The organism is Kitasatospora sp. NBC_00315 (assembly GCF_041435095.1).
Classification (GTDB): Bacteria; Actinomycetota; Actinomycetes; order Streptomycetales; family Streptomycetaceae; genus Kitasatospora.
On record NZ_CP108025.1, the window covers coordinates 4,874,456 to 4,894,493 of the forward strand.

Annotated in this window: 18 protein-coding genes, 3 tRNA genes and 1 pseudogene; 12 read left to right on the forward strand and 10 right to left on the reverse strand. The window is 73.6% G+C overall.

What is annotated here, in order from left to right:
* Nucleotides 1-24 precede the first annotated feature (24 nt).
* Nucleotides 25-501: a hypothetical protein gene (locus OG823_RS20115; protein ID WP_371480986.1), complete on the forward strand. Its 477-nt coding sequence runs from the start codon at nucleotides 25-27 to the stop codon at nucleotides 499-501.
* A gap of 156 nt (nucleotides 502-657) precedes the next feature.
* Here OG823_RS20115 and OG823_RS20120 read toward each other — a convergent pair whose 3' ends face one another.
* Nucleotides 658-2,508, reverse strand: a complete 1,851-nt coding sequence (locus OG823_RS20120) for an FtsX-like permease family protein (RefSeq protein WP_371484558.1) — start codon at nucleotides 2,506-2,508, stop codon at nucleotides 658-660.
* Between OG823_RS20120 and OG823_RS20125 the strand changes: the two are divergent.
* Both OG823_RS20125 and OG823_RS20130 read left to right on the forward strand, forming a co-directional pair.
* Nucleotides 2,425-2,901, forward strand: a pseudogene (locus OG823_RS20125) (sensor histidine kinase); the annotation flags it as partial. The gene OG823_RS20120 and the pseudogene OG823_RS20125 sit on opposite strands and share 84 nt — an antisense overlap.
* A gap of 68 nt (nucleotides 2,902-2,969) precedes the next feature.
* Complete coding sequence (locus OG823_RS20130) at nucleotides 2,970-3,611, forward strand: response regulator (RefSeq protein WP_371484559.1); 642 nt, start codon at nucleotides 2,970-2,972, stop codon at nucleotides 3,609-3,611.
* 34 nt (nucleotides 3,612-3,645) lie between these two features.
* Here OG823_RS20130 and mug read toward each other — a convergent pair whose 3' ends face one another.
* The 6 genes from mug to OG823_RS20160 all read right to left on the reverse strand — a co-directional run bounded on the left by mug (nucleotide 3,646) and on the right by OG823_RS20160 (nucleotide 10,235).
* On the reverse strand, nucleotides 3,646-4,206 hold the full coding sequence (gene mug / locus OG823_RS20135; RefSeq protein WP_371480987.1) for a G/U mismatch-specific DNA glycosylase: 561 nt from the start codon (nucleotides 4,204-4,206) through the stop codon (nucleotides 3,646-3,648).
* A gap of 63 nt (nucleotides 4,207-4,269) precedes the next feature.
* Complete coding sequence (locus OG823_RS20140; protein WP_371480988.1) at nucleotides 4,270-5,271, reverse strand: phosphatase PAP2 family protein; 1,002 nt, start codon at nucleotides 5,269-5,271, stop codon at nucleotides 4,270-4,272.
* A 69-nt stretch (nucleotides 5,272-5,340) separates the two neighbouring features.
* The gene (locus OG823_RS20145) at nucleotides 5,341-6,459 is read right to left on the reverse strand and encodes a M24 family metallopeptidase (RefSeq protein WP_371480989.1); all 1,119 of its coding nucleotides are present in this window, start codon (nucleotides 6,457-6,459) and stop codon (nucleotides 5,341-5,343) included.
* Between the two features lie 65 nt (nucleotides 6,460-6,524).
* Entirely contained in the window at nucleotides 6,525-7,877 is a 1,353-nt protein-coding gene (locus tag OG823_RS20150; protein ID WP_371480990.1) for a dipeptidase, read from the reverse strand.
* An 88-nt stretch (nucleotides 7,878-7,965) separates the two neighbouring features.
* Entirely contained in the window at nucleotides 7,966-8,508 is a 543-nt protein-coding gene (locus tag OG823_RS20155) for a hypothetical protein (RefSeq protein ID WP_371480991.1), read from the reverse strand.
* A 455-nt stretch (nucleotides 8,509-8,963) separates the two neighbouring features.
* The gene (locus OG823_RS20160; RefSeq protein WP_371480992.1) at nucleotides 8,964-10,235 is read right to left on the reverse strand and encodes an MFS transporter; all 1,272 of its coding nucleotides are present in this window, start codon (nucleotides 10,233-10,235) and stop codon (nucleotides 8,964-8,966) included.
* Between the two features lie 117 nt (nucleotides 10,236-10,352).
* Between OG823_RS20160 and OG823_RS20165 the strand changes: the two genes are divergently transcribed.
* Nucleotides 10,353-10,994, forward strand: coding sequence for an ArsR/SmtB family transcription factor (locus OG823_RS20165; RefSeq protein WP_371480993.1), 642 nt, complete (start codon nucleotides 10,353-10,355; stop codon nucleotides 10,992-10,994).
* Nucleotides 10,995-11,397: 403 nt separating this feature from the next.
* Here OG823_RS20165 and OG823_RS20170 read toward each other — a convergent pair whose 3' ends face one another.
* Nucleotides 11,398-11,886 carry a YajQ family cyclic di-GMP-binding protein gene (locus OG823_RS20170; RefSeq protein WP_371480994.1) on the reverse strand — a complete coding sequence of 163 codons (489 nt, stop codon included), beginning with the start codon at nucleotides 11,884-11,886 and terminating at the stop codon, nucleotides 11,398-11,400.
* A gap of 216 nt (nucleotides 11,887-12,102) precedes the next feature.
* Between OG823_RS20170 and OG823_RS20175 the strand changes: the two genes are divergently transcribed.
* Nucleotides 12,103-12,184: transfer RNA gene (locus tag OG823_RS20175), tRNA-Tyr, on the forward strand.
* Between the two features lie 192 nt (nucleotides 12,185-12,376).
* Here the strand turns inward: OG823_RS20175 and OG823_RS20180 are convergent.
* Entirely contained in the window at nucleotides 12,377-12,979 is a 603-nt protein-coding gene (locus OG823_RS20180) for a superoxide dismutase (RefSeq protein WP_371480995.1), read from the reverse strand.
* Between the two features lie 649 nt (nucleotides 12,980-13,628).
* On the opposite strand from OG823_RS20180, the gene OG823_RS20185 reads away from it, so the two are divergent.
* Nucleotides 13,629-15,632 carry an APC family permease gene (locus OG823_RS20185; protein WP_371484561.1) on the forward strand — a complete coding sequence of 668 codons (2,004 nt, stop codon included), beginning with the start codon at nucleotides 13,629-13,631 and terminating at the stop codon, nucleotides 15,630-15,632.
* Between the two features lie 107 nt (nucleotides 15,633-15,739).
* Here OG823_RS20185 and OG823_RS20190 read toward each other — a convergent pair whose 3' ends face one another.
* Entirely contained in the window at nucleotides 15,740-17,038 is a 1,299-nt protein-coding gene (locus OG823_RS20190) for a hydrolase (RefSeq protein ID WP_371480996.1), read from the reverse strand.
* Between the two features lie 272 nt (nucleotides 17,039-17,310).
* On the opposite strand from OG823_RS20190, the gene OG823_RS20195 reads away from it, so the two are divergent.
* From OG823_RS20195 to OG823_RS20220, 6 genes are all read left to right on the forward strand, one after another.
* Nucleotides 17,311-17,383, forward strand: a tRNA-Thr gene (locus OG823_RS20195).
* Between the two features lie 43 nt (nucleotides 17,384-17,426).
* Nucleotides 17,427-17,499 (forward strand) — tRNA-Met (locus tag OG823_RS20200).
* Nucleotides 17,500-17,582: 83 nt separating this feature from the next.
* Complete coding sequence (gene rpmG, locus OG823_RS20205; protein ID WP_006604855.1) at nucleotides 17,583-17,747, forward strand: 50S ribosomal protein L33; 165 nt, start codon at nucleotides 17,583-17,585, stop codon at nucleotides 17,745-17,747.
* A gap of 137 nt (nucleotides 17,748-17,884) precedes the next feature.
* On the forward strand, nucleotides 17,885-18,343 hold the full coding sequence (locus tag OG823_RS20210) for a MaoC family dehydratase N-terminal domain-containing protein (protein WP_371480997.1): 459 nt from the start codon (nucleotides 17,885-17,887) through the stop codon (nucleotides 18,341-18,343).
* Nucleotides 18,344-18,347: 4 nt separating this feature from the next.
* Nucleotides 18,348-18,770, forward strand: a complete 423-nt coding sequence (locus tag OG823_RS20215) for a MaoC family dehydratase (protein ID WP_371480998.1) — start codon at nucleotides 18,348-18,350, stop codon at nucleotides 18,768-18,770.
* 222 nt (nucleotides 18,771-18,992) lie between these two features.
* Nucleotides 18,993-20,033, forward strand: a complete 1,041-nt coding sequence (locus OG823_RS20220; protein WP_371480999.1) for a UDP-N-acetylmuramate dehydrogenase — start codon at nucleotides 18,993-18,995, stop codon at nucleotides 20,031-20,033.
* Nucleotides 20,034-20,038 lie beyond the last annotated feature (5 nt).

The following is a 20,038-nucleotide window of genomic DNA, read 5'->3' on the forward strand; positions in this document are numbered from 1 at the left end:
ATGGACCTCGGGGGAGAGACCGTCATGAGCGCACCGGCCGAAACGACCACCGCCAACACGAGCAGCACCGGCGGGCACGCCGCGGTCGCGAGCCCCGCCGCCGGGGAGCACACCCCGCCGTCCGCCGCCGAGATGGCCCTGCCGGTCTGGTTCTTCGGCTTCGAGGGGGTGCTGGCCGCCGCCTACGACATCATCAAGGCCTTCCCGCAGGCGTGGCCGGCCCTGGTGCTGCTCGCGGCGGTCAACATCACGGTTTCGCTGACACTGATGCGCAGGCGCCTCAAGCTGGCGAAGGCACTCTGGCGCGGCAAGGGCACCCGCAAGGTGGCCCTCGGCCTGATCGCGCTGCGGGTCGGCAGCCACGTGGCCCTGGGAGCGCTCGGCCTCGCGGTCACCTCCACGCTCGGCCACGTCTTCTTCGGCCTGGTGATGGCCGCCCTCACGGTCGGCCTGCTCGCCTTCGCCCAGCGCACCGCGCTGCGCGCCCTCGGCGCTCGCTGAACCGGTCCCGTCCGGCGGCCGCGCGCTGAACCGCTCCCGTCCGGCGGCCGCGCGCTGAACCGCTCCCGTCCGGCGGCCGCGCGCTGAACCGCTCCCGTCCGACGTCCGCCGGACTCCGTCGACCGGGCGCCGTCGACCGGTCACTACCGGCGGTCACTACCGGCACACCACCGCGACCGGTCGGCCGCGCAGCACCCAGAGGGCCGGCAGCGCGGCACACGGCACCGCGATGACGGCCCCGGCCAGCGCCACCGCGCCGATCGTCCGCCAGGGGACGAGCAGCGGGGGGTGCACCCCGAGCAGGGCCAGCGCGCCGTGCATCCCCGCCAGATCGACCGCCGTGACGGCGCAGCCCAGCAGGGTGGCGGTCAGCACCACCAGCAGCGCTTCGCCGCTCACCAGCCGTACCACCTGCCCCCGGGTCGCTCCGGCGAGACGCAGCAGGGCCAGCTCCCGCCGCCGGTCGGCGGTCGCCGTCACCAGGATGTTGGCCAGCATGATGCCCGTGTAGGTCAGGGCGAGTCCCACCACCAGGGTGGTCCGCAGCCCGGCCGTCCGGTCGGTCGCCGGGTACGCGGCCGCGAGCCAGCCCTCCCGGGTGGCCGCCGCCGCCCCGTACGCCCCGGCCGCCGCCCGCAGCAGTCGCGCCGCCGAGGCCCGGTCGGTACCGGGCCGCAACCGGACGTCGATCCGGTCCACCCGGGCGCCGGGGGCGTTGCCCGGGGTCACGTAGAGACCGTTGTCGCCGGTGCCGTCCCGCAGGACGGCGACCACCCGCAGGGTCGTGCGGGTGCCGTCCGGACGGGCCACCTCGATCCGCTCACCGACGCGCCGGTGCCACTCCTCGGTCAGCACGATGCCGTCGTCGTCGAGTGCGGCCACCGAACCCGCCCGCACCGGGAGGCGGGAGAGCAGGACGAGCGAGGCCGGGTCGGCCGCCCGGGCCTCGGAGCGGGCCCGGTTGCCGTCCGCCTCGGTCACCGTCAGGGTGGTGGCGGCCGTCGCGGACACCACGGCGCCCGGGACGGCGCGCAGCGTGTCCGGGAGTCCGGCCCGCCCCGGGGACGGATCGCCGGGGGTCACCACGAAGTCGGCCGCGCTCTGCGCCCGGGCCTCGCTCGCCCTGGCCGCGTTCACCGTCTCCAGCGCCCCGGCCAGCGAGCCCGCCATCGCGACCGACACCAGGACGGGGGCGGCGATCGCCGCCGTCCGCCGAAGCCCGGCGAGCGCGCTCTCACGCACCAGCCGCCCGGCCCAGGAGCCGCGCCGGGCGGGCAGCCACGCCGCCGCGCGCAGCAGCGGCGGCGTCAGGACGGGGGCGAGCAGCGCACAGGCACTGATCAGCACCATCGGCCGGGTGGTGTACGACTTGCGGTGCAGCAGGTCGGCCGGGTCGGTGACCAGTGCCGCCACCGTCAGGGCGACGGCGGTGAGCAGCAGGCCGAGACCCCAGAACCAGCGTCCGGCGGTCATCACCCCGGTGTCGGCGTCCGCCTCCCGCAGGGCGTCCGGCGGGCCGACCCGGCCGGCCCGCCGGGCCGAGGCGGCCACCCCGGACAGCGCCACCAGCAGGCCGGTCCAGAACGCCGCGTACAAGGGCCACGGCGCAGTCCCCGTGGTGAAGCCCGGCGGAGCCATCCCGACCCCGACCAGCCACCGGGCCGGCGTCGGAGCGCCCTGGCGCCCCACCGCGCACCCCGCGCCGGAGGCGGCCACGCCGAGCAGCAGGGCCTCGGTCAGCACCATCCGGCGGACCTGCCGCCGGGTCGCGCCGGACAGCCGCAGCAGGCCGAGTTCGCGCCGCCGCCCCGCGACCGCGTACGAGAAGACGGCGGCCACCACGAAGGCGGCCATGAAGGTGCCGACCCCGGCCGCGGTGCCGATGGTGGCGTCGAGGCCCACGGTGTCCGTCCCGGGGGCAGCCCGCTGGCCGGGCGGCTGGCCGACGCCCAGCGCGAGGCCGGCGAGGTGCTGGCGGAGCTGCGCGAGTTGATCAACGGGATCCACCCGCAGGTGCTCACCGACCGGGGCCTGCCGGACGCCTGCGCCGACCTGGCCGACCGCTCCGCCGTACCGGTCGAGGTCTTCTTCGATCTGCCGGGCCGGCTCCCCGCGCCGGTCGAGTCGGCCTGCTGGTTCGCGGTCTGCGAGGCGCTGGCGCACACCGCGCGGCACGGCGGGGCCTGTGCCGCCAGGGTCGACGGGCGCTACGCCGGGGGCCTGTTGACGATGGAGATGTCGGACGACGGGGTCGGTGGCGCCGATCCGGCCGCCGGCAGCGGCCTCACCGGACTGGCCGACCGGATGTCGGTGGTGGGCGGCACGCTGACGGTGAGCAGCCCGCCCGGCGGCCCCACCCTGCTGCGCCTGGAGGTCCCGTGCCGGCCCCGAACCATCTGACGCCCCCGGGCCACCCGGCGCCCCCGGGCCACCCGGCGCCCCCGGGCCACCCGGCGCCCCCGGACGGCCTGCGAGTCGTCCTCGCCGAGGACGGTGTGCTGCTCCGCGAGGGCCTGGCCGGCCTGTTGACCCGCTTCGGCCACCGGGTGGTGGCCGCCGTCGGGGACGCCGAGGCGCTGCGGGCCGCCGTCGCCGAGCACCACCCGGACGTGGTCGTCACCGACGTCCGGATGCCGCCGGGCCAGAGCGAGGAGGGCCTGCGGGCCGCCGTCGAGCTGCGGGCCGAGCGGCCCGGGCTGCCGGTTCTGGTGCTCAGCCAGTACATCCACCGCTCCTACGCGGCGGAGCTGTTGGACTCCGGCGACGGCTCCGCGGTGGGCTACCTGCTGAAGGACCGGATCGGCCAGGTCGAGGACTTCCTCGACGCCGTCCGGACGGCGGCGTCCGGCGGCACGGTCGTCGATCCGGAGGTGGTCCGCCGCCTGATCCGGCGCCGCCGCGATCCCCTGGAGCGGCTCACCCCGCGGGAGCGGGAGGTACTGGCGCTGATGGCCGAGGGCCGCTCCAACGCCGCGATCTGCCGTGAACTGGTGGTCTCGGAGGCGGCGGTGGGCAAGCACATCGGCAACATCCTGATGAATCTCGATCTGCCGCCCGCCGGCGAGACCCACCGCCGGGTGCTGGCGGTGCTGGAGTTCCTGCGGGCCTGAGACCGGCCCGTGGGGGCGGTCCGCCACCGGCCGCTCAGCCGACGGCCTCGCGCAGGGTCCGGAACTCCTCCGCCAGCGCGGCCGGCGTGTAGTGGGCGTTCAGGCCGCTCGGATTGGGCAGCACCCACACCTCGGTGGCCCCGATCCCCTCTGGCTGGCGGCCCACGGTCGCGCGCGCGTCGCCGAAACCCGTCCGGTACGCGCCGATGCCCAGCACGGCCAGCGCCCCGGGCCGCAGCAGGGCGACCCGCTCACGCAGGGCGGCCCCGCCCTCGTGCAGCTCGTCGCGCGTGAGTTCGTCGGCCCTGGCGGTGGTCCGGGCGACGACGTTGGTGATCCCCAGGCCGAGGTCGAGCAGCTGCTCCTGCTCCTCGGGGCGCAGTTGGCGCGGGGTGAAGCCGGAGCGGTGCAGGGCGGGCCAGAAGCGGTTGCCGGGACGCGCGAAGTGGTGGCCGGTGGCGCCCGACCAGAGCCCGGGGTTGATACCGCAGAACAGCACCCTCAGCCCGGGGGCGGCGAGATCCGGGATGGTCGCGTCCTGGGCGGCGGCGAGCTGGTCGGGGGTCGGCCGCGAGGCCTTGGCGGGAGTCTGCACGGCTCCAGTCTGCCCGGCCGGGGCCCGGCGCCGGGGGTGGGCGGCCCTCGCCCCGGCGCCGGGTCAGGCCGGCGGCGTCATCGCGGCCGCCCGCACGGTCGCCCGTGCGGTCCGCCTGGCCCGCCGGACCCGCAGGAAGCGGTTGAGCGCGTACCAGACCCCGATCGCGAAGGCCCAGCCGACCAGGATGTCGATGATGAAGTGCTCGGCGCCGTAGACCAGGATGAAGGCCATGGCGAGCGGGTAGGCCGCGAGCAGCACCCGCACCGGCTGGCTCGCGCCGCGCCAGAAGAACACCGCGAGCAGCATCGGGTAGGCGGCGTGCAGCGAGGGCATCGCCGCGACGTCGTTGGCGAACTGGCTGCCGTTCTCGAAGATCGATCCGGCCCGGGGCATCCCGCTGGAGCTCAGCAGGTCCTGCACCACCCGGGTGACGGCCGGCATGTGGCCCTCCTGGGAGGTCAGCCACGGCGGGTCGGCGGGATAGAGCACGTAGGTGAGGAAGCCGACGTAGGTCAGCACCACGTACGCCGCCAGCAGCCGGCGGAACCGTGAGTAGTTCCGCCGCCAGAGCACGGCGAGCGTCACGAAGATCACGAAGAAGTGCGACATGTAGACCGCGACGCCGGCGTAGTCGTACCAGTGCGGATCGCCCGGATGGGAGAGCCAGCGTTGCAGCCGGACCGTCCAGGTCTCACCGCCGCCGAGGAAGGTGTCTATGGTCAGCTGCGGTTCGAACCGCACCGGCCACGGAGTGTGTGCGCCGTAGCCCCGCAGCAGCGAGTAGGCCCACACCACGGCCATCACCGGCACCCAGTCGCGCAGCACCAGCAGCGAGCCGCGCACACCTCGGCCGCTGTGCACGGCGGCCGTGACCAGCGCGCCGATCAGGCAGCAGAACACCACGTCGTTGGAGTACGGAAGGCCGTTCTCGTTCACGTACCAGGCCAGGACGCCGAAGTAGACCGGCCAGGCCAGCAGGCGCAGCCGAGCGGCTCCGCGCCGGACGCGGAGCGTCCTGTCGGTGCGGTCGTCAGGCGGAGCGGGGCGGAGCAAGTCGGTCATACGGGGGGAACCTATCAACGGTTTCTTGGAGATTTCTTGGCGTTCCTGACGTGCTCACCCAGGAATCGATCAGCTGACGCACTGCAGTTCGTGCGGCGTGTTGTTGAACCGCCGGCCGCCGCGTTCGGTCACGGTCACGATGTCCTCGATCCGGACGCCGAAGCGGCCGGGCAGGTAGACGCCGGGTTCGATCGAGAAGCACATCCCGGGGACCAGCCGCTGCCGTTCGCCCTCGACCATGTAGGGCGGCTCGTGGGTGGTGATGCCGATGCCGTGGCCGGTGCGGTGGATGAAGTACTCGCCGTAGCCGGCCTCGACGATCACCCGCCGGGCGACCCGGTCGATCTCCTGGCACTCCACACCCGGCCGGACGGCTTCGAAGGCCAGCTGCTGCGCCCGGCGGACCACGTCGTGCACGCGCTGCACCTCGTCCGGCACGTCCGTGCCGACGTGCACCGTCCGGGTGGTGTCGGAGCCGTAGCCGTCCTTGAGTCCGCCGAAGTCGAGGACCACGGTGTCACCCGGAAGGATGACCCGGTCGCCGGCCTCGTGGTGCGGGTTCGCACCGTTCGGCCCTGAGCCGACGACGGTGAAGTCGACCTGGCTGTGGCCGTACTGGATCAGCAGCGCGCTGAGGTCCGCGGCGACGTCGCTCTCCCGGCGGCCGGCGAACTCGACCTCCAGGATCCGCCGGTACGCGGAGTCCGCGGCGCCGCCGGCGGCGGCCAGGCGCTCCAGTTCGTCGGTGTCCTTGACCGCGCGCAGCATCGGCAGCGCCGAGGTGAGCGCGGTCCAGCCGGCGCGCGGCAGGGCGGTCTGCAGGCCGAGCAGGTGCATGGCCCAGGTCGAGTCGGAGACCCCGTACCGGCCGCCCGCGTCCAGCAGGGGTATCGCGGTCACGTACGGGTCCTCGCCGTCGGCCCAGTCGAGCAGGCGCAGCCCGGCCGCGCCGGGCGCCTTCTCGGCGTCGGGGCGCTCCAGCCGGGGCACCACCAGGGCGGGCTCCCGGCCGGAGGTGAGGACGAGCGCGGTCAGCCGCTCGGTGATCGCCGTGGGCCGGTAACCGGTGAGGTACTCCAGGTCGGGGCCGGGGGCGATGACCAGCCCGGCCAGGCCGGCGGCGGCCGCGTCGGCGGTGGCGCGGGTCATCCGGGCTCGGTGGTCCTCGGCGGTGAACGGTCGGGGCATCGGTGGTCCGCCTTCCTCGGGGCCGCCCGTCACGAGCGGCCGGCCTTCCTCCGCCGGGCCGCCCGTCACGAGCGCCCGGCCTTGGCGTAGTTCTGCAGGAACAGGGCCTCCACCCGGGCCATGTGCTCGATCTCGCCCGGGTCGACACTCTCGTTCGGGGCGTGGATCAGGCAGCGGGGCTCCTCGACGCCCATCAGGATGATCTCGGCGCTCGGGAAGGTCTGCGCGAGGACGTTGCACAGCGGGATGGAGCCGCCCTGGCCGAGGAAGGACATCGGCTTTCCGTAGACCTCCCGCATCGCCCGGTCGAGCGCGCCGTACGCGGGCCCGCCGGTGGCGGCCCGGAACGGCGAGCCGGTGCCCTCCGGGGTGATCTCCACCCGCACGCCCCACGGCGCGGAGGCGGTCAGGTGGGCGGTCAGGGCGTCCAACGCGGCGTGCGCGTCGGTGCCGGGCGGCACCCGCAGGCTGACCCGGGCGCGGGCGGTGCCCGGGACGGCGGCGGCCGAGCCGACCACCGGCGGGCAGTCGATGCCGAGCACCGTGACGGCGGGTCGCGCCCAGAGCCGGTCGGCGACGGTGCCGGTGCCGGTCAGGTCGACCCCGTCCAGCACCCCGGCGTCGGTGCGGAACTGCTGCTCGTCGTAGCCGACCCCGCTCCAGACCCCGTGACAGTCCAGGCCGTTGATCCTGGTGCCGCCGTGCTCGTCGCGCAGTGAGTCGAGGATCCGGATCAGTGCCGCCAGCGCGTCGGGGGCGGGCCCGCCGAACATCCCGGAGTGCACGTCGCCCTCCAGCGCCCGGACGGTGACCACGACGTTGGCCAGGCCCCGCAGGGTGACGGTGGCGGTCGGGACTCCGACGGCGGCGTTGCCGGTGTCGCAGACCAGCAGCGCGTCCGCGTGCAGCTCCCCGGCGTGCGGGGGGACGTACGCCTCCAGTCCGCCGGTGCCCTGCTCCTCCGAGCCCTCGGCGACGAACTTCAGCCCGACCGGGATGTCCTCGCCGAGCGCCCGCAGCGCCGTGAGGTGCATGACGATGTTGCCCTTGCAGTCGGCGGTGCCGCGCCCGTACCAGCGCCCGTCGCGCTCGGTCAGCTCGAACGGCGGGGACGTCCAGGCCGCGTCGTCCAACGGCGGCTGCACGTCGTAGTGGCAGTAGAGCAGCACGGTCGGTGCGCCGGGCGGCGGGGGGCGGTGTCCGATCACGGCGTGACTGCCGTCCGGGGTCTCCTCCAGGTGGACGTCGTGCAGCCCGACCGCGGTGAACTCCCGGGCGACCCACTCGGCGGCCTCGCGGCAGTGCTCCGGCGGGTACTGCCGGGGATCGGCGACGGAGGGGATGGCGACCAGCTCGGCCAGGTCGCTCTTCGCCTTGGGCATCAACTCGGCTATGCGCCTAGCCAGTTCGTCGGTCATGCGGACTCCTCTTGGTCGGTTCCTGGCGTCGGGTTCCGGTCGCCTGATGCCGGGTACCGGGCGGTCGTCTGCCCGCGGCGGACGACGGTCAGTCCCGAACGGTGTCGCGGAGATCGAGATCGGCGATCTTGTCCTTGATGGAGGCGGGCTTGTCCGGGCAGTACGCGGAGAGCACGACGGCCTCGCCGAGCACCACCTGGCGGTCCGAGAGCACCGGCCGCTGGCCCGGGCCGGCCGCGCCGTGGCCGTTCGGTGGGTCCGGCGCGGTCCCGTCGCCGTCGCCGTGGTCGGGCTCGGGGCCCGTCGGCTCCGGGGCGAAGTTCGTCCCGGTGCTCACGCGGCGACCCCTCTCGTCGGCGGTCCCCTCGGGCAGGCGCCGGCCGGGCTTGCGCAGCCGCAGGAAGAGGTACGGGATGATCACGCCGAGCAGCAGCAGCAGGCCGCCGCCGACGATGGCGATGCAGACCCGGACGCTCCCGTTGCCGAACTGCGAGGACGGCACGAAGCCGATCACCATGGCGGCGGCGGACGAGAGCAGACCGGTGGCGCAGAGCACCACCAGCGCCGGGGCCCGGTAGCCGCGCGGGTGGTACGGCCGGGTGCGGAGAAGATCGTCATCGCGAACCGGCACCAGACGGCGAGGAAGCCCAAGGGCTTGGACAGTCCCTCGGACACCCACCGGTAGACCCCGCCCTCCCAGCCGGAGGCCGGTTCCGCCGAGACCAGCGCCGTCGGCACCAGGAACCCGATCGCCGGGACGACGTGGAGGAAGACGCAGGCCAGTCCGTAGACCGCCATCGTCGGGGCCGACCGGAGGCCGGCCACCGAGCTGGTCGTCATCAGGGCCGGCGTCAGCGAGGACATCCTCGGCGCGCGCGCGACCTTCGCGGCCACCGTACCGGTGCGTCTCGCCGTGGCCTGGCCGCCGGCGTCCGACGGCACGTCTGTCGAACTCATCGGGCCTCCTCGGTGACGGCCCGCGCGGACCGCACCGGCCCAGTTCATCCGTTGGGCGGGTGCGCCGCATGCGGCGTACGCCCGCACGGGTGATCGGCTGTCAGGCCCGGCGCGAGCGGCCGTCCGGGGTCAGGAGGGCCAGCGGGCGCCGCGCAGCCGCCGGTCGAGGGTGGCGGGGAGCAGCCAGAGGGCGAGCAGGGCGGCGAGCACCGTCAGCGCGGTGCCCGGTGCGACGTGGTCGAGCAGGATGCCGCTGCCGAGCAGGCCGGCCGGGACGCCCGCGGTGAACAGGGTCATCGTCGCGGCGATGACCCGCCCGCGCAGCTCCTCGGCGACCTGCTGGAAGATCAGGATGTCGATCATCACCCGCAGGGCCGGCACCCCCAGACCCATCATCAGCAGGGAGGCGAAGACGGTCACCGCTCCGCCCGGCAGCAGCGGGGCGACGAAGAGCGGTACGGCGGACCAGGCCACGGCGAGCAGCAGCCGGCCCGGGCCGGTCAGCCGGTGCAGGCGGGAGACCAGCAGCGCGCCGGCCATCGCACCGACGGCCTCGCCGGCCAGCGCCAGGCCGATGCCGCCGCTGGAGGTCCCCTCTCCGCGCAGCAACACCATCACCGGGAGCACCGAGGCGGAGCCGGCCAGGTTGACACCGAGGACGACCAGCAGCGTGGCACGCAGCGTCCGGTCGCCGAGCAGGTGGCGGAAGCCGGCCAGGGCCCCGCCGCCCCGGCGCGGGTCGGACGGCGCCGCGGCCGCCCCCGCCCCGGTCTCGGCGTGGCGTGGGAAGCGCACCAGGCAGGCGGCGGTCAGGGACAGCAACGAGGTCAGCGCGGCGCCGAGGAACGGCACGCAGCGGCCGGCCCCCAGCAGCAGACCGGCGAGCGGGGGCCCGGCCAGCGCCGCACCGCTCATCCGCGCCTCGTCCTGCGCGAGGGCCTGCCGCAGCTGGGCGGGTGCCACCACCGACCGCACGGCGAGCAGCCGCACCGGCCCGGCGTACGCGACGCTCGCGCCGATCACCACGGCGACCAGCAGGGTGTGCGCGACGGTGAGCCGGCCGAGCGCCATCGCGAGCGGGACGCTCAGCGCGGCCAGCAGCCGGACGGTGTCCGCGGCGATCAGGATCCGCCGCCGGTCGTGGCGGTCCGCGACGACGCCCGCGTGCAGCCCGAACAGGACGGACGCGCCCAACTGCGCTGCGCCGAACGCGCCCGCGAGGGTGGAGGAGCCGGTCATCGCGAGCAGCAGCAAGGGGAAGGCCGTGTCCGAGACCTGCATCCCGAGCGTCGAGGCGGCCGCCCCGCCCCAGAGCAGCTGGAACCGGAGGTTGCGGCGCAGCGGCACCGCCAGCTCGTCCGCCGTCGGCAGTGATCCCGTCGTCGACGAGCTTCTGGTCATGGCCATCCCCAACCCCCGGTGTTCGCGTTTGCATGCGCAAAACCATTCACGATTGAGTGAATGATGACTGGAAGGTGATTGGTTGCGCAAGGGTGGACGGGCTGCGAGAGTTGGCCCGTGGTCGAGAAAACCGGAGAACGCCAGGTGGACGACGTCGCGACGCTGAAAGCGCTCGCGGATCCGATCCGGCTGGCCGTCATGGGCGTGTTGATGGGGCGCACGGGTGAGCCGCAGACGGTGAAGGAGCTCGCCGCCGCCCTGGACGAGCCGCAGACCAAGCTCTACCGGCACATCAAGCAGCTGGAGCAGGCCGGTCTGATCACCGTTGCCGGCACCCGCCTGGTGTCCGGCATCGTGGAGAGCCGCTACACGGCGGCCCAGGACTCCCTGCGGTTGTCGCGCGAGCTCTTCGCCGTCGACTCCGGCGCGCGAGCCGACGCACTCGACACCGTCCTGGCGGCGGTCGACCTGGTGCGCGGTGAGTTCCGGGCCGGATTCCTCGACGGCCGGATCGACTTCGGCGCGTCCGGCGACGGCTCGGACGCGCTGCCCTCGCTGTTCTCGCACTTCGCCTTGCGGCTGGAACCGGAGCGACTCGCCCGCCTGAAGAAGGACGTGGGCGCGCTGATCGACGAACTGGCGGCCGAGGGCAACAGCCTCTCGCCCGACGCGGTCGAGGTCACGATGCTCAACCTGCTGTACGGCCGGCAGCCCCTCGGCCGGGCGGACGCGGAGCCGGCGGCGGGCGCGGGCGTCTGAGCGCACGGGCCGCCCGGGTGCGCCGGGGCGGCTCGTGTCGGCGTCCGACGGAGCGTCAACGCCACCGAGCCCGTGCCGCTTCGACGGTGCCAGGTCGAGGAACCCGAGCGGTGAGCCGGCTCAGGCGCGGGTCGCCGTCCGCCGACCCGGCCGTGCCCTCCCGATCGGCCGGCCCCGCGGCACGGCGAGGTGGGGCCCCCGGGGTGACGAGCCCCCGTGACGACGGCGCGGTCCCGGCTCCGAGACGCCTCGGAGCCGGGACCGCGCCGTGCTGCCCGCCGGTGCCGCGGCGCCGGATCGTGCCGCGTCGTGCCGCGGCGCCGGATCGTGCCGCGTCGTGCCGCGGCGCCGGATCGTGCCGCGTCGTGCCGCGTCGTGCCGCTCGGGGAAATGCGTCGATGCGTCAGCGGTAGTTCACGAACTGGATCGCGAATTCCAGGTCCTTGCCCTTGAGCAGGGCCTGGATGGTCTGCAGGTCGTCACGGCTCTTGGAGCTGACCCGCAGCTCGTCGCCCTGGACCTGGGCCTTGACGCCCTTGGGGCCCTCGTCCCGGATGATCTTCGCGACCTTCTTGGCATCGTCCTGGGAGATGCCCTCCTTCACGTCCGCGAAGATCTTGTACTCCTTGCCGGACAGCTGCGGGTCGGCGGCGTCCAGGGCCTTCAGCGACAGGCCGCGCTTGATGAACTTGTCCTTCAGCAGGTCCAGGATCGCCTTGACGCGCTCCTCGCCGTTGGCCTTCATCTCGATCTTCTCGCCCGACCGCTTGACCTCGCCGCCGACGTTCTTGAAGTCGAAGCGGGTGGCGATCTCACGGGAGGTCTGGTTGATCGCGTTGTCGACCTCCTGCCACTCGACCTTCGAGACGATGTCGAAACTGGAGTCGGCCATGGTGTCTTGGTCTCCTTGATGCTCTGGCTTCACTGGCAGCGGTCCGCCCAGGGGCAGGCCGCGCCCAAGCCTATCCAGCGCGGCCGCGTCGCCGCCCCCGACAGCCGGGCGGACGCCTTGATCATCACGTGACCAATGGAGTGGCGGAGCACCCCCGGGTATCGGGTATCGTTTACGGAGTCGAACGAGGCAAACACCTCTGAAGACACCATCCCTGGCTGGTTGCCCGAGCGGCCAAAGGGAGCAGACTGTAAATCTGCCGGCATAGCCTACGTAGGTTCGAACCCTACACCAGCCACCGGATAACGAACGGCCCCTGACCTGCGGAAACGCTGGGTCGGGGGCCGCTTTCGTGTGCCCGGGCGCAGCTCTGTCGGCGGGCCGCTCGCGGCTGGTTCTCCCGCCCGTTCGCCGGGCTTCGCTCCGGCCCCGCCCCGGGTGGGCGGCGGGGCCGGGCGGTACGGGGCGGAGCCGGGCGCCCCGGCGGCGGTCAGGCGGTGCGGGCGGCGGCCAGGCGGGCCGCCACGTCGTTCCAGTTGACGACGTCCCAGAGCTTGGTGACGTAGTCGGGGCGGACGTTCCTGTACTGCAGGTAGTACGCGTGCTCCCAGGCGTCGAAGGCGAGCAGCGGGGTGGTGCCCTGGCCCACGTTGCCGTGGTGGTCGTAGACCTGCTCGACGATCAGGCGCCTGCCGAGCGGCTCCCAGGAGAGGATGCCCCAGCCGGAGCCCTGGACGCCGACGGTGGCGGTGGTGAGCTGCTTCCTGAAGGACTCGAAGCCGCCGAGGTGCTCGTCGATGGCGTCGGCGAGGGCGCCGTCGGGGCGGTCGCCGCCGTCGGGGGAGAGGTTCTCCCAGAAGAGCGAGTGCAGTACGTGGCCGGAGAGGTGGAAGGCCAGCGTCTTCTGAAGGCCGACCAGGCCGCCGAACTGCTCCTTCTCGCGGGCCTCGGCAAGCTGCTCAAGGGTGTCGTTCGCGCCCTTGACGTACGCGGCGTGGTGCTTGGAGTGGTGCAGTTCGAGGATCTCGCCGGTCATCGCCCGCTCAAGGGCGGAGTAGTCGTAGGCGAGGTCGGGGAGGGTGTACTGACCCATGGATCGGGGCTCCTGGTCCGTGCGGTGATGGACTGTCCGGCGTGTTCGGACCACACTATTGCGTACAAGTTGCAATTGCATCGCTATGGCAGCAGAGTGTTCCGCGGGGTGGGTCGGGCCTGTCAGCCTCCCCGCCGAGATCGTCCCGGATGCGCCCTGGCGTGGATCGGGTCCCTCCGTACGAGCTGATCGTCTTCCCAACCGGCGCCCGCCGGGACGTCCGGCCCGCCCACCCCCTACCCGCCCACGCCGTGCTCGCCCACGCCGTTGCCCGCCCACGCCGTGCTCGCCCGCGCCGTGCCCTCCGGGGCCGGGGCCGGGGCCGGTGCCGCGTCCCCGTCCCGCCCGGCGCCGCCGCCCCGCCCCCGCCGCCCCGGCCCCGGCGCTGCTCCGATGGACGCGGATTAGCCCGGCCGACTGATTGGCGGCGTCCCTCCGGACGTGGCGTGAGCGGGCTCGCCGAGCCTGTCGGAGGGTCGGCGCCGGATCTCCATCACGGCGATGAGCTGCGGAAACATTGACCGGCCGAGAGCCGGGAGCGGCCGGTGGAGCGCCGCGCCGGCAGGTTCGTCCAGGGCGTGGCCCGCATACGCTCGCGAGTGTGTTCAACGTGCCCCAGGCCCTGAAGCGTCTCGTGATCGGCAGGGCCATGCGCAGCGAGGAGTTGGGGGAGACCCTGCTTCCGAAGCGGCTGGCTTTGCCGATCTTCGCGTCCGATCCGCTGTCCTCGGTGGCGTATGCCACTCAGGAGATCCTGTTGGTGCTCACCGTCGGTGGTACGGCGTTCCTGTACCTGACGCCGTGGGTGGCGGCGGGTGTGGTCGCGTTGATGGCGGTGGTGGTGATGTCGTACCGCCAGGTGGTGCACGCCTACCCGAGCGGCGGCGGTTCGTACGAGGTGGTGTCGACGAACCTCGGTGCGCGGTCGGGTCTGGTGGTGGCCGCGTCGCTGCTGGTCGACTACGTCATGACGGTCGCGGTGTCGGTGGCCTCCGGCGTCGACAACATCATCTCGGCGCTGCCCGGCCTCGCCGACCACCGGGTGCTCATGGCGGTCGGCTTCGTCGCCCTGCTCGCCGCCGTCAACCTGCGCGGCGTACGGGAGTCCGGCAACGCCTTCGCCGCGCCCACCTACCTGTTCATCGCGGGCATCGTGCTGATGGTGGCCACCGGGCTGGTGCGGACCGCCTTCGGCCACACCCCGGTCGCCTCCAGCGCGGCGTACGGCATCGTCCCGGTGGACGGCAAGGACACGCTGGCGGGCCTGGGGCTGCTGCTGCTCGGCCTGCGGGCCTTCGCCTCCGGCTGCACGGCGCTGACGGGTGTCGAGGCGATCTCCAACGGCGTGCCGGCCTTCCGCCGGCCCAAGTCGAGGAACGCCGCCACCACGATGGCCGTGATGGGCCTGACCGCCGTGGTGATGTTCGTCGGCATCACCGCACTGGCGCTGATCACGAAGATCCACATCACCGACGACGCCTGCCGGCTGACCGGCTTCCCCGGGGACTGCCACACCGCGCCGCAGCAGACCGTGATCGCCCAACTGGCCGCCGCCATCTTCGGCGGGGACCACAGCGTCCTCTTCTACTACATCCAGACGGTCACCGCGCTGGTGCTGATCCTGGCGGCGAACACCGCGTTCAACGGGTTCCCGCTGCTCGCCTCGATCCTGGCCGAGCACCGCTACCTGCCCCGGCAGCTGCACACCCGCGGCGACCGGCTCGCGTACTCCAACGGCATCATCGCGCTGGCCGTGGTCGCGGGCGGCCTGCTCTGGCTCTACGGCGCGAACGTCACCAGCCTGATCCACCTCTACATCCTGGGCGTCTTCACCTCCTTCACGCTCTCCCAGATCGGCATGGTCAAGCACTGGAACGGCCTGCTGGCGAACGAGACCGACGCCTCGGTACGGCACGCGGCCCACCGCTCCCGCGTGATCAACGGCTTCGGCGCGGTGACCACCGCCCTGGTACTGGTGATCGTGCTGCTCACCAAGTTCACCCAGGGCGCCTGGCTGGCGGTGCTGGCGGCGATCGTGCTGTTCGCGATGATGCGCGGCATCCGGCGGCACTACGACGGGGTGGCCGAGGAGTTGGCGGTGGACGACCCGCACGCCGAGTCGGTACGGCCCTCCAGGGTGCACGGCGTCGTGCTGGTCTCCAAGGTCCACAAACCGACGCTGCGGGCCCTGGGCTACGCCCAGGCGTTCCGGCCGGACTCACTGGAGGCGCTGACCGTCGAGGTCGAGAAGGAGGCCACCGAGGAGCTGGAGCGGCAGTGGGAGTCGCTCGGCGTCCAGGTGCCGCTCAAGGTGCTGGACTCGCCCTACCGGGAGATCGCCAAGCCCGTGGTGGGGTACGTGCGCGAGTACCGCCGGACGAATCCGCGCGACGCGGTGGCGGTGTTCATCCCCGAGTACGTGGTCGGGCACTGGTGGGAGCACGTGCTGCACAACCAGTCCGCGCTGTGGCTGAAGAGCCGGTTGCTGTTCACCCCGGGCGTCATGGTGATCAGCGTGCCCTGGCAGCTGTCCTCCTCCAGCCGCGCGGACCACCCGGCCCGACGCGCCCCGGGCGCCGTGCGACGCGGCGAGCCGACGGCCCGGTCCGAGCACGAGAAGCTGCCGGCGCCGGAGAACGTCCGACGTTCGTGAGGCCGCTCGCTCCGTTCGGAGGTCGTGCCGTGGGGCGCTGATGACACGTGCCCGGATTCACCACGGCCCGCTCGCCGCCTCGGCGGGTCGGCCGCCGGGGCGCCGGCTCAGCCGGAGGCGCCCTGGCGGGGCAGGGCGAGGGCGACGGTGTCGGCGAACTCCCGCACCGCACTGGTGCGGCTGACGACCCGTCCGCTGTGGACGACCAGACGGCTGTGGCCGCCCGCCAGCGCGCCGGCCAGGCTGTCACCGCGGACGGCGAGCAGCTCGGCGGGGAACCCGGCGTCGATCCGTACGGGCGGCAGGCCGAGCACGGCTCGGGCCTGGTTGGCGACGGCGTCGTACGCCGCTTCGAGGTCCAGCGCGCCCCCGGCGGCCAGCAGGTAGGCGGCCTCCAGGGGATCGGCCCGCCCGGCGGGGTTGGCGGCGTCGCGCAGCGAGCCGCTGCCGGCCGCCGGCGCGATCCCGGCCTTCGCCAACTCCGCCACCAGCGAAGGCCGCAGTCCGGTGGGGCGGCCTTCGATCCCGGTGCAGCAGCCGTTCTGCGGCAGGCAGACCACCCGGATCCCGGCATCCGCCAGCAGCGCCGGGCCGGGCGCCCCGAGCGCACTGCACGGGCCGAGGGTGACGCGCGGGCGCAGGGGGGCGAGGGCGGCCGCCAGCCGGCCCAGGGCGACCGGGTCGCCGCCCTGGGTGTGCAGGTCGACGGGGCAGTCCGCCTCGCCGGCGGCCTCCACCAGCACCTGGACGTAGCCGGCCGGGTCCGGGTCGAGCTCCGGGCAGCCGCCCGCGGCGGTGGCGCCGAGCTTGAGCGCCTCGCGCAGCCGGGCCCGCCCGTCCGCGCCGGCGAGTCCGGTGAGCAGCCGCGGCACGGCCACGGTCTGGAGTTCGGCGAGTCCGCGCAGGGCCTGCCGGGCGGTGAGGACGGCCTCCAGCCGGCCCAGCCCGCCCGCTCCGCCGATCCGGACGTGGGTGCGCTGAGCGGTGGCGCCGTAGCCGAGTGAGGTGAGAGCGGCCTCGGTGACCCGTCTGGTCAGCTCGGCGGCGCTCTGCGGCGTCGTGGCGGGCAGCGCGGGGGCACCCGGCGGCGGGGGCGCCGGCGCGGCGGAGAAGGCGAGGTCGTAGTGGGCGTGTGCCTCGGCGGGGGCGGGCAGGAGCAGGTAGCCGGTCAGATCGATCCGGGCGCCGGTGGTGGCGGTGGGGCCGCCGGGAAGGGCGGGCAGGGGGCCGAGGCCGCCCGCCGCCGCGACGGCCTGGATCCGGTCGCCGCTGATCCGGACGTCGACGATCCGTCCGTCGGCGAGCCGGGCGCCGGCGAGCAGCAGGACGGGACCGTGCCCGAGTGGGTTGGCGGCCGGGCCGGGGCCCTGGTGCGGCCCGTCGGCGGGTGCGCCGTCCGTGGTCATCGGCAGACTCCTTCCCGCGTCCACCCGCCGCCCGCCGACGGGTGGGGAGAGCTCGGTGACAGGCAGGATCGCTCGGAGGTCGAGCCTAGGACGCCGTGGTGCGGGGCGCAGGGAGGCGGGCGCGGTCCGTTTCGGGTCGGGCCGGACGCATCGCAGGCGACTCGAATGCCAGGGCGTCGATCGAGCCCGCGTGCGAGCCGCCGACCTGCGATCTTCCGGGCCGGATACGGATTTCACCTCTGGCCGCGAAACGTGTAATCTCTTCCTCGTTCGCCCCTATAGCTCAGTCGGTAGAGCGTCTCCATGGTAAGGAGAAGGTCTGCGGTTCGATTCCGCATGGGGGCTCTGGTGAACGATTGTCAGCTCCGGCTGTCATGAAGGTCACTGTGGCGGTGTAGCTCAGTTGGTAGAGCAAGCGGCTCATAATCGCTGTGTCACCGGTTCAAGTCCGGTCACCGCTACCCCGCGTAGTCGGTCGGGAGATCGAACTCCCGGTCGGCTACTCTTGTTGTGTTCTCACCCATTGTTCAAGGAAGGCACTCCCGTGGCTGCCACCGATGTCCGCCCGAAGATCACGCTGGCCTGCGTGGAGTGCAAGGAGCGGAACTACATCACCAAGAAGAACCGGCGTAACGACCCGGACCGTCTTGAGATGAAGAAGCACTGCCCCCGCTGCAACTCGCACACCGCGCACCGCGAGACCCGCTGACCCCGTAAAGGTGTCGCCGGGCCTGCGTGACACAGGTCTCCGACTCCGGGCCGTACCCCTCACGGGGGGTGCGGCCCGGAGTCTTTTCCGTTCCAGACGCATCAATCCGTACCACCGGACACCGGAGGAGTTGGCCCATGCCGCTCGACCCCGCCTTCATCGGGCGGACGTACCCGCCCACCGAGCCGTACGAGGTCGGCCGCGAGAAGATCCGTGAGTTCGCCGCAGCCGTCGGCGACGACAACCCGGCCTACCGCGACCCGGAGGCCGCCAAGGCGTTCGGTCACCCGGACGTGATCGCCCCGCCGACCTTCCCGTTCCTGATCACCTACCGGGCGGCCGCCCAGGTGGTCGAGGACCCGGAGCTCGGGCTGGACTTCACCCGGGTGGTCCACGGCGACCAGAAGTTCGTCTACACCCGCCCGGTGCGGGCCGGGGACACGCTCTCGGTCGTGATCAGCATCGACGCCATCAAGTCGCTGGCCGGAAACGACGTGCTGACGGTCCGGGGCGAGGTGTCCGACGGCACTGGTGAGCACGTGGTCACCTCACTGATGACCCTGGTGGCCCGGGCCGCCGACGAGGCAGGGGAGTAGCACGATGGCGATCAGTTTTGACGAGGTGGAGGTCGGCACCGAGCTGCCGAGCCGCTCCTTCCCGGTGACCCGCGCCACGCTGGTGCAGTACGCGGGCGCCTCCGGTGACTTCAACCCGATCCACTGGAACGAGAGGTTCGCCGTCGGCGTCGGTCTGCCGGACGTGATCGCGCACGGCATGTTCACCATGGCCGAGGCGATCCGGGTGGTCACCGACTGGATCGGCGACCCGGGCGCGGTGGTCGAGTACGGCGTGCGCTTCACCCGGCCCGTGCCGGTCCCCGACGACGGCGCGGGCGCTGTGATCGACGTCACCGGCAAGGTCGCGGCCCTGCTGGAGGACCGCAGGGTCCGGGTCGACCTGGTGGCGACCTGCGGCGGCCAGAAGGTGCTGGGCATGTCCCGCGCGGTCGTCCGGCTGGCCTGACGGCGTACCGGAGCGCGTCGTGGTGGGGCCCGGGGCGAGAGCGCCCCGGGCCCCACGGCGTCGCGGGCGCGGGCCGGATGTCGGACGGGCCCCCGGCCGGCCTGCCCGTGGGCCACCTCCGGGTCCGGCCGGGCCGTGATCCGCGGCACAGTCCCCGGGTGGGTCGCCCGGCCGCGCACGCCGCCGGGGCCGCAGGCCGCCCCGCCCCCGTACGCTGGGGGCGTGCTGGTACAACACGACGCCCCCCTCGCCCCGCTGACCACTCTCCGGCTCGGCGGCCCCGCCCGCCGACTGGTCACCGCGACCACCGACGCCGAGGTCGTCGCCGCCGTGCGGGAGGCCGACGCGGCGGGCGAACCGCTGCTGGTGATCGGCGGCGGCAGCAACCTGGTGATCGGGGACGCCGGCTTCGACGGCACCGTGCTGCGGATCGCCACCAGTGGTTTCGCGCTGGACGCCGGCGTGCTGGAGCTGGCCGCCGGCGAGGTGTGGGCCGAGGCGGTGGCGCGGACGGTGGACAAGGGCCTGGCCGGGATCGAGTTCCTGGCCGGCATTCCCGGGTCGGCCGGCGCCACGCCGGTGCAGAACGTCGGCGCGTACGGCCAGGAGGTCGCGAGCAGCATCACCGAGGTGGTCGCCTACGACCGCCGGGCCGGCGAGACGATCACCCTCTCCACCGCGGCCTGCGAGTTCTCCTACCGCCACAGTCGCTTCAAGGCCGACCCGGAGCGCTACGTCGTGCTGCGGGTGCGCTTCGCGCTGGAGGACGGCGGCGGGCTCTCCACCCCGGTCAGGTACGCGGAGGTGGCCCGGGCGCTGGGTGTCGAGGCGGGCGGGCGGGTGGACCTGCGCACCGCGTACGAGACCGTGCTGGCGCTGCGCGCGGGCAAGGGCATGGTGCTGGACGCGGCCGACCACGACACCTGGTCGGCGGGCTCGTTCTTCACCAACCCGGTGCTGACAGCCGCTCAGTACGCGGACTTCCGGCTCGGGCCGGCCGCCCAGGACGCCCCCGCGTACCCCGCGCCGGACGGCTGCACCAAGACCTCCGCCGCCTGGCTGATCGACCGTGCCGGCTTCGGCAAGGGCTACGGCAGCGGCCCGGCCACCCTGTCCGGCAAGCACACGCTGGCCCTCACCAACCGCGGCGGCGCCAGCACCGAGGACCTGCTGGCGCTGGCCCGCGAGATCCGGGACGGCGTGCGGGCGGCCTTCGGGGTCGAGCTGGTCAACGAGCCGGTGATGGTGGGCGTCCGGCTGTAGAGCCG